Source organism: Nocardioides sp. S5 (assembly GCF_017310035.1).
GTDB lineage: Bacteria > Actinomycetota > Actinomycetes > Propionibacteriales > Nocardioidaceae > Nocardioides.
The window spans coordinates 2934114-2947828 of sequence record NZ_CP022296.1 but is presented as its reverse complement, the minus strand read 5'-3'; the positions used below and the strand labels follow the sequence as shown (position 1 = coordinate 2947828).

The following is a 13715-nucleotide window of genomic DNA, read 5'->3' as shown; positions in this document are numbered from 1 at the left end:
GTGCTGCTCCACGACGACGTGATCGCCGAGTACCTCGACTTCGCGGCCTACGCCGCCGGCGACTCGCCCTGCTTCGAGGAGTGGGCGCGGGGCGTCGCCGACGACCCCGAGGTGCTGGCCTGGCTGGGCACGCTCCCGGCGATCAAGCGGCAGCCCAACCTGGTCTTCGCGGCCGCCCGCTGGCACGGCGCTCCCGCGCCCGGACCGTACGCCGGCCTGCGCCGGGTGCTGCTCGAGCAGGAGCCGGACGTGCGCGCGACCGTCATGGCCCGCGCCACCCAGACCAACGAGGTGGGCCGCCTCGCGACGCTGGTGCCGGTGCTGGCGCTCGTGGACGGCCCGCTGGCGCTGGTCGAGGTCGGTGCGAGCGCCGGCCTGTGCCTGTTCCCCGACCGCTACGACTACGCCTGGCCGCCGCTGGGCGGCTTGCGGGGGAGCCGCGGGCCGGTGCTCACCGCGCAGGCCACGGGACCGCTGCCGCTGCCCGTGCGGCACCCGGAGGTGGCCTGGCGTGCCGGGATCGACCTCAACCCCCTCGACGTGTCCGACCCGGACGCGACGGCGTGGCTGGAGAACCTGGTCTGGCCCGAGCAGGACGAGCGACGCCGGCGGCTGCGCGCAGCGGTCGACGTGGCCCGCCTGGACCCACCGCTTCTCGTGCGCGGCGACCTCCTCGACCGGCTGCCCGACCTGCTGGACCGGGCGGCTCCCCACGGCACCCCGGTCGTCCTCCACTCGGCCGTGGTCGCCTACCTCGACGACCCTGACCGACGCCGCTTCCAGGCACTCATGATGGACCTGGTCGCGGCCGGTCGGTGCCGCTGGATCAGCAACGAGGGACCACAGGTACTCCCGGACGTGACCGGTGACCGAGCGGTGCCGCCGGGTCGCTTCGTGACCGCGCTCGACGGCGTCCCGGTGGCCCTCAGCCACGGCCACGGCCACACCGTCGACTGGCTCTGATCGGACCCGGCGCAGGGCCGGGTGTCCTGTCGGTGGGGCCGTGCACACTGACGTAGGCTGACGGCCTTCCCCCATCTGGACACGAGGGCTGAGCAGTCAGCGCGACCCCCAGAAATGACACCGTCAGCGACTCCTCGAAAGGTGCGGAAGTCTCCTCCATGTCGGCCGGCTCATCCTCACGCTCCTCGGACAGCTTCGTGCACCTGCACGTCCACACCGAGTACTCCATGCTCGACGGGGCGTCGCTGCTCGACGGCCTGTTCAGCCGCACCAGCGAGCTCGGCATGCCGGCCATCGCGATGACCGATCACGGCAACCTCCACGGCGCCTACGACTTCTACTCCAAGGCGCGCAAGCACGGGGTGAAGCCGATCATCGGCATCGAGGCCTACGTCACCCCCGGCACCCAGCGCGGCGAGCGCCGCCGGGTGCGCTGGGGTCAGGGCGACCTCGCCGAGGAGGGTGGCAACGACGTCGCAGGCGGCGGGGCCTACACCCACATGACGATGTGGGCCGAGAGCACCGAGGGCATGCACAACCTGTTCCGGCTCTCGTCGCGCTCGAGCCTCGAGGGCTACTACTTCAAGCCCCGGATGGACAAGGAGATCCTCGCCGAGCACAGCAAGGGCCTCATCGTCAGCACCGGCTGCCCCAGCGGCGCGATCCAGACCCGCCTGCGCCTGGGCCAGTACGACGAGGCGGTCCGCGAGGCCGCCGAGCTCCAGGACATCTTCGGTCGCGACAACGTGTTCCTCGAGCTGATGGACCACGGCATCGACATCGAGAAGCGCGTCCGCGACGACCTGCTGCGGCTCGGCAAGCAGATGGGCCTGCCGCCCATCGCCACCAACGACTCCCACTACAACAACCCCGAGGACGCCGCCGCCCACGACGCCCTCATCTGTGTCGCGTCCGGCAAGCGGCTCTCCGACACCAACCGGCTCAAGTTCGACGGCGGCGGCTACTACATCAAGTCGGCCGCCGAGATGCGCGAGCTGTGGGGCGACCGCTTCGGGATGCCCGAGGCGTGCGACAACACCCTCGCGATCGCGGAGCGCTGCGAGGTCGAGTTCACCGAGTCCACCGGCGGCTACATGGCGCGCGCCGACGTGCCGGCCGACGAGACCGAGGAGTCGTGGTTCCGCAAGGAGGTGTGGCGCGGCATCGAGGCCCGCTACCCCGGCGAGCTGACGACCCAGGAGGTCCGTGACCGGGTCGAGATGGAGCTCGCGATCATCTCGCAGAAGGGCTACTGCGGCTACTACCTCGTGGTCGCCGACTTCATCAACTGGGCCAAGGACAACGGCATCCGCGTCGGACCCGGTCGTGGCTCGGGTGCGGGCTCGATCGCGGCCTACGCGCTGCGGATCACCGACCTGTGCCCGCTCGAGCACGGGCTGTTCTTCGAGCGGTTCCTCAACCCCGAGCGACCCTCGATGCCCGACTTCGACATCGACTTCGACGACGCCCGCCGCGGCGAGGTCATCCACTACGTCAGCGAGAAGTACGGCGCCGACCGCGTCGCCCAGATCGCGACGTTCGGACGGCTCAAGGCCAAGGCCGCCATCAAGGACGCCGCTCGCGTCCTCGACCACGGCTTCGCGATCGGCGACCGGATCACCAAGGCCTACCCGGCCGACGTGATGGGCAAGGGAGTCGCGCTCAAGGACATCTTCAACGCCGACCACAAGCGCTACAACGACGGCGGCGAGTTCCGCGCGCTGCACGGTCAGGACCCCGACGTCCGCACGATCTACGAGACCGCGGTCGGGCTCGAGGGGCAGATCCGCAACTGGGGCGTGCACGCCGCCGGCGTGATCATGTCGAGCGAGCCGCTCATCGACATCGTGCCGATCATGGCCAGGCCGCAGGACGGCGCGGTCATCACCCAGTTCGACTACCCGATGTGCGAGTCGCTCGGCCTGGTCAAGATGGACTTCCTCGGCCTGTCCAACCTCCGGATCCTCGACGACGCGATCAGCAACATCGAGGTCAACCGGGGCGAGACGGTCGTCCTGGAGGAGCTCGGCTTCGAGGACCGGGCGACCTACGAGCTGATGGGCCGCGGTGACACCCTCGGGGTCTTCCAGCTCGACGGCTCGGGCATGCGGTCGCTGCTCCGCTCGCTGCAGCCCGACGCGTTCGCCGACATCACGGCCGTGAGCGCGCTCTACCGCCCAGGCCCGATGGGCGCCGACTCGCACAACAAGTACGCCCGCCGCAAGAACGGTCGCGAGGCGATCGAGCCGATCCACCCGGCGCTTGCCGAGGCGCTCGAGCCGGTGCTGGGGGAGACCTACGGCCTGATCGTCTACCAGGAGCAGGTGATGGCGATCGCGCAGGTGCTCGCCGGCTTCACCCTGGGTGCCGCCGACAACCTGCGCCGCGCGATGGGCAAGAAGAAGAAGGAGGAGCTCGACAAGCAGTACGCCGGGTTCCAGGCCGGCATGCTCGAGCGGGGCTTCCCGCAGGTCGCGATCGACAAGCTGTGGGAGATCCTGCTCCCGTTCTCCGACTACGCCTTCAACAAGTCGCACTCCGCCGCCTACGGCGTCATCACCTACTGGACCGCCTACCTCAAGGCCAACTACCCGACCGAATACATGGCCGCGCTCCTCACCTCGGTGAAGGACGACAAGGACAAGATGGCGATCTACCTCAACGAGTGTCGTCGGATGAAGATCCAGGTGCTGCCGCCCGACGTCAACGAGTCCCACGCCAACTTCACCCCCGTCGGCACCGACATCCGCTTCGGCCTCACCGCGGTGCGCAACGTCGGCAGCAACGTCGTCGACGGGATCGCCTCCGCCCGCGAGCAGAAGGGCCGCTACGCCGACTTCAACGACTTCATGGAGAAGGTCCCCGCGCTGGTGTGCAACAAGCGCGTGGTCGAGTCGCTGATCAAGGCCGGTGCGTTCGACGACATGAAGCACAAGCGGCGCGCCCTGGTGGCGGTGCACGAGACCGCGGTCGACCAGTTCGTCGACCTCAAGAAGAACGAGGCCATCGGCCAGGACTCCCTCTTCGGAGGCCTGAGCGAGGACGACGCCGGCTTCGGGGTGAGCGTGACCATCCCCGACATCGACGACTGGGACAAGATGACCCTGCTCGGCCACGAGCGGGAGATGCTCGGGCTCTACGTCTCCGACCACCCGCTCCTCGGCCTCGAGCACGTGCTGTCCCAGGGCACCGACTGCACCATCGGCCAGCTCATGCTCGACGAGGACCGCCCCCACGGCACCACCCTCACGGTCAGCGGCCTGATCACGTCCGTCGCGCGCAAGATCACCAAGCGCGGTGACCCGTGGGCGACCATCACGCTCGAGGACCTCGACGGCGCCATCGACGTGCTGCTGTTCCCCAGCGCCTACACCCTCGCGTCGACGCTCCTGGTCGAGGACCAGATCGTGCGGATCAAGGGGCAGCTCTCGCGCGACAAGGACCAGCCGGAGCTGCGCGCCCAGGAGGTCAGCGCACCCGACCTGACGCACGGTCCGACCGGGCCGGTCGTGATCAGCCTCCCGTCGACCCGTTGCACCCCGCCGGTCGTCGCCCAGCTCCGCGACGTCCTCGGCACGCACCCAGGGATGACCGAGGTCCAGCTGCGCCTGCTGACCCGTAGCTCCACGAAGGTGCTGCGCCTCGACGACAACCTGCGCGTCAGCCCCAGCCCGGCGCTGTTCGCCGACCTCAAGCAGCTGCTCGGCCCGGGGTGCCTGACCGGATGAGCGAGCAGGGGACGGTCCACGAGGAGGTCCACGACGGCGCGGGGATCGGCGGGGCGCTCACCCGTCTCGGTGTCCTGGTCGCGGTGTTCGTCGCCGCCGGCGCCGGCGCGGGCGTGGTCTGGGAGCGGTTGTGGGACGCGCCGGACGGCCTGACCTACCAGGGTCAGTGGTACCTCGAGCCCGCCGGCCCCGACGTCTCGTTCGAGGGCGTCGCGCTCTTCGTCCTCATTGCCTTCCCCTTGGGCCTGGTGCTGGCCGTGCTGGCCGGGCTGTGGCGTGGCCGCGAGGTGGTGACCGTCGTCGGCGTGCTCGCCGGCGCGGCGCTCGCCGCCGTGGTGATGTACGCCGTCGGTAGCGCCCTGGGACCGACCGACCCGCAGGCCCTGGCGGCCGGAACGCCGGACTACACCCCGCTCTCGGGCGACCTCGCGCTCACCGCCCCCGACGCCGACCGGGAGCCCTGGTTCTCGACCGCGCTGGTCGCTTTCCCGGCGGGCGCGATGGCTGGTCTGGTCGGCACCTACCTGTTGGGAAGTCGGGGATTGCGACGGCCCTCCCGCGGGTAGGCTGACCCGCGACCACACTGGCAGTCCCGAGCACCTCGGGACGCTGCACACGGGGGAGCGGGACCAAGATGAGCATGTCACCGGGTGGACCGGAGTACCTCGAGGGATCGGGGCCGACCACGTCCGCCTCCGACAACGACAACCGCAAGCGGCTGATCGCGCTCGGCGCCATCGTCGCCGGCGGGGCGGTGGTCGCCGGTGGCGCCTGGGCGGCCACCAGCTTCTTCGCCACCGGCGAACAGCCCGCCGAGGCGTTGCCCGCCTCGACCGTCGCCTACATGAGCGTCGACCTCGACCCGAGCGGCGGGCAGAAGATCGAGGCGATCCGCACGCTGCGCAAGTTCCCGGCGTTCACCGACGAGATCGACCTCGAGACCGACGACGACCTCCGCGAGCGCCTGTTCGAGGAGATCACCTCCTCCGGCGAGTGCCAGGGCCTCGACTACGCCGAGGACGTCGCGCCGTGGCTGGGCTCGCGCGCCGCCGTGGCAGCGGTCGACCTCGGTGAGGACCAGCCGGCGCCGGTCGCGGTGGTCCAGGTGACCGACGCGGGCGCGGCCGAGGAAGGCGTCCAGACCCTGATCGACACCTGCGGGGGAAGCGAAGAGGGCGGTGACGAGGCCAGCGACGTGGGCGGCTGGACCGTCGAGGGCGACTGGCTCGTGCTGGCCGAGACCGACGAGATCGCCGACCAGGTGGTCGAGGCCGGTGGCTCCGGCACGCTCGCCGACGACGCCGCCTACGGCAAGTGGACCGGCGAGGCCGGCGACGACGGCTTCATGTCCTTCTACGTCGCCAAGAGCGCCGCGCAGTACCTCGGCGACGTGGCCGAGCTGGGCGCGCCGCTGACCGGGATGTCCTCGGACTCCATGGGAGGCTTCGGCGAGCCGTTCGACCAGGAGTGCGTCGACGCCGCCACCACGGCCGAGGAGCTCGACGCCTGCTTCTCCGAGACGACCGACCCGTCCTCCGGGAGCGACAACGCTGAGGTCCCGCCGGAGCTCCAGCAGATGATCGACGACTTCGACGGCATGGCGGCCACGGTCCGCTTCGACGAGGGCTCGGTGGAGATCGAGTACGCGGTGTCCAACTACCAGCCCGACATGACGAAGTTCATCGACTCCGACGAGGGTGCCTCGATGGTGGCCGACCTTCCCGACGACACCGTGGCCGCGCTCGGCTTCTCGCTCGAGGAGGGCTGGGCCGAGGCGTTCGTCGACTACCTGAAGACCACGCTGCCCGACGACGCATCGTCGATCGACGACGGGATCGCGGAGATGGAGAGCGAGACCGGGCTGGCCTTCCCCGAGGACATCGAGACGCTGATGGGCGAGGGCGTGACGATCTCGATCGGCGGAGGGATCGACCCTGACGCGATCGCGAACGGCGGTCCCGGTGAGCTCCCCGCGGGCATCACCATCAAGGGCGACGCCGACGAGATCCAGGCGGTGCTCGACAAGATCGCCGACCAGGTGCCCGCGGAGATGACTCCGATGATGGAGGTGACCGAGGGCGACGGCTATGCGGTCCTGGCGTTCCAGGATGACTACCGCGGCAAGCTGGAGTCCGGCGGCGACCTCGGCGGCACCGACGACTACGGCAGGGTCGTGGAGGACGGCGACGCCCAGTCGGTCCTCTACGTCAACTTCGACGCCGACGACAACTGGCTGGTCCGCGTGACCGACGACATGCCCGAGGTGAGCGAGAACCTCGAGCCGTTGTCGGCCTTCGCGGTCAGCAGCTGGGTCGACGACGACGTGCTGCACGGCAAGCTCGAGCTGACGACCGACTGAGTCGTTCGTACTTCCTCAGCGACCGATGGTGGCGGTCACCGCACCGGTGACCGCCACCAGGTCCGTCGGGGCGAGCTCGAGGTCGAAGCCGCGTCGACCACCGGAGACCAGGATCGTGTCGTGCTCGAGGGCCGAGGCGTCCAGCACGGTCGGGTGGGGACGCTTCTGGCCGATGGGGGAGATGCCTCCCGCGACGTAGCCGGTGGCCCGCTCGGCGGCTGCGACGTCGGCCATCACCGCCTTGCTCCCGCCGAGGGCGCGCGCCAGCGCCTTGAGGTCCAGCTGCCCCGAGACCGGGACGATCCCGACGACCAGCCGGCCGTCAAGCGAGGCGAGCAGCGTCTTGAAGACCCGTGCCGGCTCGACGCCCAGCGCCTCGGCCGCCTCGAGACCGTACGACGCCGCGCGCGGGTCGTGCTCGTAGGCGCGCACCTCGTAGGCGATGCCGGCCGCGCCGAGGGCCACCGTGGCCGGCGTACCTCCGGGGGTCTTCCGTTTCGCCATGGTTCGTTCCTCGCCGCAGCTGCGTGCTCTCAGTTCGGCGACCACGCGGTGCGCGCGACCTGGGTCGCGGGCAGCGAGGGGATGACGTTGATCGCGCGGAGCTCCTCGGTGAGCAGGCGCGTCACCAGCTGGAGCCGCTCGGTGGCGTCGGGGGCCTCGAGCAGCGACTGGCGCTCGGCCATCGGCAGGGGGGTGAGGGCGGACAGCGTCCAGGCCAGGTAGTCGGGGTCGCGCGGCAGCGTGCCGCTGAACGGGTCGCCCTGGAGCTCGGTCATCGCCGCGCGGAAGGCGGTGAAGGTCGAGCGCGCGCGGTCCAGCACGTCGGTGGGCACCTCGACCTCGGGCTCCGGCATCACCGCGACCATGCCCTGGGGGAACTCGTCGCCGCGCGACATCTCCTCCAGCTTCAGTCGCTCGCGCGCGACCGCGACGATGTCGAAGGTGCCGTCCTCGCGACGGTCGACCTCGGTGAGCTGCAGCACGCAGCCCACGCGGTAGACCGACTGGGCGCCGTGGTCGCCGACCTCGTAGCCCTCGCGGATCGCCACGGTGCCGAAGACCCGTGCCGCCGGGTCGTCCACCGTCAGCAGGTGCCGCACGAGCATGCGGTAGCGGTCCTCGAAGACGTGGAGCGGCAGGCTCATCCCCGGGAACACGACGGTGTTCAGCGGGAACATCGGCAGCGGGTCGCTCACGTGGCGAGACTAGCCGGGGGTGTCCACCCGGCACCCGCGACTTCGGTCCGACCCGCCGGGGAACCTAGACTCAGGGGCATGTCCCTCATCCGCCGCATCGACCTGCGGGACGCCGACCGGGCGTCCGTCGACTATCGCGCGAGCGTGCCTCGCGCCGAGTTCGACGTCGAGGCCGCGACGCATCAGGTGCAGCCGATCATCGACGCCGTCCGGGCCCGGGGCGTCGACGCGATCACCGAGTTCTCCGCCCGCTTCGACGGCGTCGAGACCGAGGACATCACCGTGCCGCGCGAGGCCATCCGGGCCGCGCTCGACGGGCTCGACGCGGGCGTCCGCGCCGCGCTGGAGGAGTCGATCCGCCGGCTGCGGATGACGTCGGAGGCCGAGCTCGAGCACGACGTGACCAGCGAGGTCGCGCCGGGGGCGACCGTGACCCACCGCAAGGTGGCCATCGACCGCGTCGGTCTCTACGTCCCCGGCGGGCTCGCGCCGCTGGTGAGCAGCGTCGTGATGAACGTCGTCCCGGCCCAGGTCGCCGGGGTGCGTTCGATCGCCCTCGCCAGCCCGCCGCAGAAGAGCAACGGCGGGCTGCCGGAGCCGGCGATCCTGGCCGCGTGCGCGCTGCTCGGGGTCGACGAGGTCTACGCCGTGGGCGGCGCCCAGGCGATCGCGATGTTCGCCTACGGCGCCGGCCCCTGCGCGCCGGTCAACCTCGTGACGGGTCCCGGCAACATCTACGTCGCGGCGGCCAAGCGGCTGCTGCGCGGGGTGGTCGGCATCGACTCCGAGGCCGGGCCCACCGAGATCGCCATCCTCGCCGACGACAGCGCCGACCCGGCCTACGTCGCCGCAGACATGGTCAGCCAGGCAGAGCACGACCCGATGGCCGCCTCCGTGCTGGTCACCGACTCGCTCGCGCTCGCCGACGCGGTCGAGGCCGAGCTCGACAAGCAGGTCCACGCGACCCGGCACACTGAGCGGATCCTCACCGCGCTCGGCGGGCGCCAGTCCGGCATCGTGCTGGTCGACGACATGGACCAGGGCGTCGCCGTCGTCGACGCCTACGCCGCCGAGCACCTCGAGATCCAGACGCGCGACTCCGCCGGGCACGCCGCGCGGGTGCGCAACGCGGGCGCGATCTTCGTCGGCCCGTGGTCCCCGGTGTCCCTGGGCGACTACTGCGCCGGCTCCAACCACGTGCTGCCCACCGCCGGCTGTGCCTGCCACTCCAGCGGCCTGTCCGTGCGCGCCTTCACCAAGTCGGTCCACGTCATCGACTACTCGCGTGAGGCGCTCGCCGAGGTCGCCGACCACGTGGTGACGCTGTCGGGCGCCGAGGACCTGCCCGGCCACGGCCAGGCGGTCAGCGTCCGCTTCGACGCCGAGCCCACGCAGCCGTGAGCGGCCGGTTCCCACCCCTGCGCGAGGAGCTGCAGGGGATCGAGCCCTACGGTGCGCCCCAGCTCACGCTCGAGCAGGCGCCCGTCCAGCTCAACGTCAACGAGAACCCCTACGGTCCCTCGCCGGAGGCGGCGGCCGACATCGCGCGTGCCGTCGGCGAGGCTGCGGTGACGCTGAACCGCTACCCCGACCGTGAGTTCGTCGAGCTGCGCGAGGCGCTGGCGGCGTACCTCAACACGTCGGGCGGCTCGGGCATCACGCCCGCGATGGTGTGGGCGGCCAACGGGTCCAACGAGGTGATGCTGCAGCTGCTGCAGGCCTTCGGCGGCCCCGGACGCGTCGCGCTGTCGTTCGCGCCGACGTACTCGATGTATCCCGAGTACGCCCGCGACACGATGACCGAGTGGGTGGCCGGCCACCGGGCCGAGGACTTCTCCCTCGACCTCGACGCCGCGCGGGACCTCGTCCTCGGGCGCAAGCCGTCGGTGGTGCTGCTGCCGAGCCCGAACAACCCCACCGGCACGGCCCTCCCGCCCGAGGCGGTGTCCATGCTCTGCGAGGCGGCTGCTTCCTACGAGCCCGGGGGACTGGTGGTGGTCGACGAGGCCTACGGAGAGTTCCGCCGTGCCGGTACGCCGAGCGCGCTGGAGCTGCTGCCCGAGCACCGCAACCTCGTGGTGACGCGCACGATGAGCAAGGCGTTCGCGCTGGCGGGCGGGCGGCTGGGCTACCTCGCCGCGGACCCCGCCATCGGCGACGCGATCCGGGTGGTGCGGCTGCCCTACCACCTCTCGGCCGTCACCCAGGCGACCGCGCTCGCCGCGCTGCGCCACGCCCCGGAGCTGCTCGGCCGGGTCGACGACCTGCGCGCCGAGCGTGACGCCACCGTTGCCTGGCTGCGCGAGCAGGGCTTCGAGGTCGCCGACTCCGACGCCAACTTCGTGCTGTTCGGCCGCTTCGGCGACCGGCACGCGGTCTGGCAGGGGCTGGTCGACCGCGGGGTGCTGATCCGCGAGACAGGACCCGAGGGCTGGCTGCGCGTCTCGGTCGGCACCCCCGACGAGATGGCAGCATTCAGGAAGGCACTGATGGACGTGACCATCGACGCGAACGAGGAGCAAGCATGAGCCGCACCGCCAGGATCGAGCGCACCACCAAGGAGTCGAAGGTGCTCGTCGAGGTCGACCTCGACGGGACCGGTCGCTCCGAGGTGTCCACCGGCGTGGGGTTCTACGACCACATGCTCGACGCCTTCTCGCGCCACTCGCTGACCGACCTCGTCGTGCGCACCGAGGGCGACACCCACATCGACGCCCACCACACCGTCGAGGACACCGCGATCGTGCTCGGCCAGGCTTTGCGCGAGGCGCTGGGCGACAAGTCCGGCATCCGCCGCTTCGGTGACGCGACCGTGCCGCTCGACGAGGCGCTCGTGCAGGCCGTCGTCGACGTCTCCGGCCGCCCCTACTGCGTGCACACCGGCGAGCCCGAGGGCCAGGTCTACGTCGCGATCGGCGGCACCGGTGCGGCGTACCAGGGCTCGCTGACCCGCCACGTCTTCGAGACCATCTCCTTCCACGCCCACCTCGCGCTGCACGTGCGCGTGCTCGCCGGCCGCGACCCGCACCACCTCGTGGAGGCGCAGTTCAAGGCGTTCGCCCGGGCGTTCCGCGACGCGGTCGCGATCGACCCGCGCGAGACGGGTGTGCCGTCGACCAAGGGCAGCCTGTGACCCCTGACGTCGTCGTCCTCGACTACGGCTCGGGCAACCTGCGCTCGGTCGTGCGGGCCGTCGAGCGCGCCGGCGCCGAGGTCACCCTCACCGGCGACTTCGACACCGCGCTCGCGGCAGACGGCCTCGTCGTGCCCGGCGTGGGGGCGTACGCCGCCTGCATGGAGGGCCTGCGCGCCATCAAGGGCGACCGCATCATCGGGCGCCGGCTCGCCGGCGGCCGGCCGGTGCTCGGCATCTGCGTCGGCATGCAGGTGCTCTTCGCCGGCGGTGTCGAGCACGGCGTGGAGACCGACGGCTGCGGCGAGTGGTCCGGCCTGGTCACCCGGCTCGAGGCCGACGTGGTGCCGCACATGGGCTGGAACACCGTCGAGGTGCCGTCCGGGTCGCGGCTGTTCAGCGGCGTCGAGGACGAGCGGTTCTACTTCGTCCACTCCTACGCCGCGCGGTCGTGGGACCTGGTCACCAACGACCGCACCCGCGCACCGCTGGTGACGTGGGCCGAGCACGGGGGGGACCGCTTCGTGGCGGCGGTGGAGAACGGGCCGCTGGCAGCGACCCAGTTCCACCCCGAGAAGTCCGGCGACGCCGGCGCCGAGCTCCTCAAGAACTGGGTCGCGTCGCTGCGCGCGTGAGTCGTTCGCGCCGGCTGCGGTCTGCACCAGTGGTCGCGGCCTGCCGCGACGTGCCACAGTGTCGTCCGTGTCCAAGGTCGCAGTGGTCGGAGCCGGGGCGGTCGGGACCGCCATCGCCTATGCAGCGCAGATCCGCGGCACCTGCCGCGAGCTCGCGCTCTTCGACCTCAACGCCGGCAAGGTGCGTGCCGAGGTGCTCGACCTCAACCACGGCCTCCAGTTCACCCCGATGGCCCGCATCACCGGCAGCGACGACCTCGAGGTTTGCGCCGGGGCCGACGTCGTCGTCATCACCGCCGGCGCCAAGCAGGACCCCGGCCAGACCCGGCTCGACCTGGCCGCGGCCAACGTGGCGATGTGCCGAGAGCTCGTGCCCGAGCTGGTGCGCCTGGCGCCCGACGCCCTGCTGCTGGTGGTGACCAACCCGGTCGACGTCGTGACCTACGCGGCCCTGGAGTTCTCCGGGCTGCCCTCGCACCGGGTCTTCGGCTCTGGCACGGTGCTGGACTCCTCGCGCCTGCGCTTCCTCATCGCCGAGCACACCCGCGTCGCCGTGCAGAACGTGCACGCCTACATCGCCGGGGAGCACGGCGACTCCGAGGTCCCGCTGTGGTCCACCGCCACCATCGGGGGCGTGCCGGTGAAGGACTGGGAGGGCAACGGCGTACGCACCCTCGACGAGGAGGTGCGCACCCGGATCCACCACCAGGTGGTCTCCTCGGCCTACGAGATCATCGCCGGAAAAGGCGCCACCAGCCTCGCGGTCGGCCTGGCCGTGTCCCGGATCCTGGAGGCGGTGCTCAACGACGAACACCGGGTGCTGCCGGTGACCTCACGCCTCGACGACGTGCACGGGCTCGCCGACGTCTGCCTCTCGATGCCGTCGGTGGTCGGGCGCAACGGCATCGAGAGCGTGCTCGCCACCCCGCTGAGCGACGACGAGCTGGAGGCGCTGACCTCGTCCGCCGCGGCGGTCACGGCAGTGGCGCGGAGCCTGGGGCTCTAGTCCGACTCAGCGAGTGCCTTCAGCGTCAGCAGCTGCTTGCGAGCCATCACCAGGTCGCCGACCGACAGCGCCGGCGCGAAGGCGCGGTGGGTGCGCGCGGCTACCTTCAGCAACAGCCGGGTGCCCGTGTCCTGCGGCACGACGGCGTACGACATGTACGCCGACATGATCCGCGCCGTCAGCTCGCGGCCGGGGTCGACCGCCAGCACGTGCCCCTGGTCGATCCCGAAGGCCCGGGTGAACGGGTCACCGGGGGAGGGCTCCGGCACGTCGCGCAGCTCGCGCGGCGAGCGACGCCCGAGGTTGTCGACGAGGTCGTAGGAGTACGGCGCGATCCGCACCTGCCGCAGCCGCGCCCACACCTTGTCGGCGTCGGCGTGCACGGTGACTCCCCGCCATGCCTCCAGCGTGGGGTCGGTGACGAGCGCGTCGCATCCGTAGCGTCGCTCCACCTCTGCCTGCGTCACGCCCCACCGATCGCCGATCACGCGTCCACGCTAGTCGGCGCTCCCGCACCGGTCCTCCACGTTGGTTGAGGTGCGAGCGAGCGAGCCTTCGTTCTCCCGGTGGTCGAAGAGCCCAGCCTCCTCGGTGGTCGAACAGGGACGAGCGAGGCGTATCGAGACCCCTCCACAAGAACTTGCCAGTTCGAGGTGACTGTCAACGATGTCCGTCAGTTTTAGAGACGCCGT

At 71.2% G+C, this 13715-nt stretch carries 12 protein-coding genes; 9 read left to right on the top strand and 3 right to left on the bottom strand.

The genetic code is table 11. The annotated features are described in order from the left end of the window. The 4 genes from CFI00_RS14560 (at position 1) to CFI00_RS14545 (ending at position 7050) form a co-directional block, all read left to right on the top strand. Positions 1-963, top strand: a complete 963-nt coding sequence (locus CFI00_RS14560; protein WP_207081817.1) for a DUF2332 domain-containing protein — start codon at positions 1-3, stop codon at positions 961-963. A gap of 158 nt (positions 964-1121) precedes the next feature. Further along, positions 1122-4691 (top strand): DNA polymerase III subunit alpha, encoded by a 3570-nt coding sequence (dnaE, locus tag CFI00_RS14555; protein WP_207081816.1) that lies wholly within the window; start codon positions 1122-1124, stop codon positions 4689-4691. Further along, positions 4688-5257, top strand: coding sequence for a hypothetical protein (locus CFI00_RS14550; RefSeq protein WP_207081815.1), 570 nt, complete (start codon positions 4688-4690; stop codon positions 5255-5257). Before dnaE ends, CFI00_RS14550 begins: the two co-directional genes overlap by 4 nt. 68 nt (positions 5258-5325) lie before the next feature. Continuing rightward, complete coding sequence (locus CFI00_RS14545; RefSeq protein ID WP_207081814.1) at positions 5326-7050, top strand: DUF3352 domain-containing protein; 1725 nt, start codon at positions 5326-5328, stop codon at positions 7048-7050. A 15-nt stretch (positions 7051-7065) separates the two neighbouring features. On the opposite strand, the gene ybaK is transcribed toward CFI00_RS14545, so the two are convergent. Next, positions 7066-7554: a Cys-tRNA(Pro) deacylase gene (gene ybaK / locus CFI00_RS14540; protein ID WP_207081813.1), complete on the bottom strand. Its 489-nt coding sequence runs from the start codon at positions 7552-7554 to the stop codon at positions 7066-7068. 29 nt (positions 7555-7583) lie between these two features. Beyond that, positions 7584-8249, bottom strand: a complete 666-nt coding sequence (locus tag CFI00_RS14535) for an LON peptidase substrate-binding domain-containing protein (RefSeq protein WP_207081812.1) — start codon at positions 8247-8249, stop codon at positions 7584-7586. A 78-nt stretch (positions 8250-8327) separates the two neighbouring features. On the opposite strand from CFI00_RS14535, the gene hisD reads away from it, so the two are divergent. The 5 genes from hisD to CFI00_RS14510 all read left to right on the top strand — a co-directional run bounded on the left by hisD (position 8328) and on the right by CFI00_RS14510 (position 13023). Continuing rightward, positions 8328-9650, top strand: coding sequence for a histidinol dehydrogenase (gene hisD, locus CFI00_RS14530; protein WP_207081811.1), 1323 nt, complete (start codon positions 8328-8330; stop codon positions 9648-9650). Further along, positions 9647-10777, top strand: a complete 1131-nt coding sequence (locus tag CFI00_RS14525) for a histidinol-phosphate transaminase (protein WP_207081810.1) — start codon at positions 9647-9649, stop codon at positions 10775-10777. The genes hisD and CFI00_RS14525 overlap by 4 nt, the downstream gene beginning before the upstream one ends. Next, positions 10774-11382 carry an imidazoleglycerol-phosphate dehydratase HisB gene (gene hisB / locus CFI00_RS14520; RefSeq protein WP_207081809.1) on the top strand — a complete coding sequence of 203 codons (609 nt, stop codon included), beginning with the start codon at positions 10774-10776 and terminating at the stop codon, positions 11380-11382. The genes CFI00_RS14525 and hisB overlap by 4 nt, the downstream gene beginning before the upstream one ends. Next, complete coding sequence (hisH, locus tag CFI00_RS14515; RefSeq protein ID WP_207081808.1) at positions 11379-12017, top strand: imidazole glycerol phosphate synthase subunit HisH; 639 nt, start codon at positions 11379-11381, stop codon at positions 12015-12017. Before hisB ends, hisH begins: the two co-directional genes overlap by 4 nt. A gap of 67 nt (positions 12018-12084) precedes the next feature. Beyond that, the gene (locus CFI00_RS14510; RefSeq protein ID WP_242532405.1) at positions 12085-13023 is read left to right on the top strand and encodes an L-lactate dehydrogenase; all 939 of its coding nucleotides are present in this window, start codon (positions 12085-12087) and stop codon (positions 13021-13023) included. On the opposite strand, the gene CFI00_RS14505 is transcribed toward CFI00_RS14510, so the two are convergent. Next, the gene (locus CFI00_RS14505; protein WP_207081806.1) at positions 13020-13511 is read right to left on the bottom strand and encodes a hypothetical protein; all 492 of its coding nucleotides are present in this window, start codon (positions 13509-13511) and stop codon (positions 13020-13022) included. The two genes, CFI00_RS14510 and CFI00_RS14505, sit on opposite strands and share 4 nt — an antisense overlap. Between the last annotated feature and the right edge of the window lie 204 nt (positions 13512-13715).

Coding starts and splice junctions, on each gene's coding strand:
- dnaE (WP_207081816.1), top strand. CDS start 1,122: ATGTCGGCCGGCTCATCCTCACGCTCCTCGGACAGCTTCGTGCACCTG.
- CFI00_RS14550 (WP_207081815.1), top strand. CDS start 4,688: ATGAGCGAGCAGGGGACGGTCCACGAGGAGGTCCACGACGGCGCGGGG.
- CFI00_RS14545 (WP_207081814.1), top strand. CDS start 5,326: ATGAGCATGTCACCGGGTGGACCGGAGTACCTCGAGGGATCGGGGCCG.
- ybaK (WP_207081813.1), bottom strand. CDS start 7,554: ATGGCGAAACGGAAGACCCCCGGAGGTACGCCGGCCACGGTGGCCCTC.
- hisD (WP_207081811.1), top strand. CDS start 8,328: ATGTCCCTCATCCGCCGCATCGACCTGCGGGACGCCGACCGGGCGTCC.
- hisB (WP_207081809.1), top strand. CDS start 10,774: ATGAGCCGCACCGCCAGGATCGAGCGCACCACCAAGGAGTCGAAGGTG.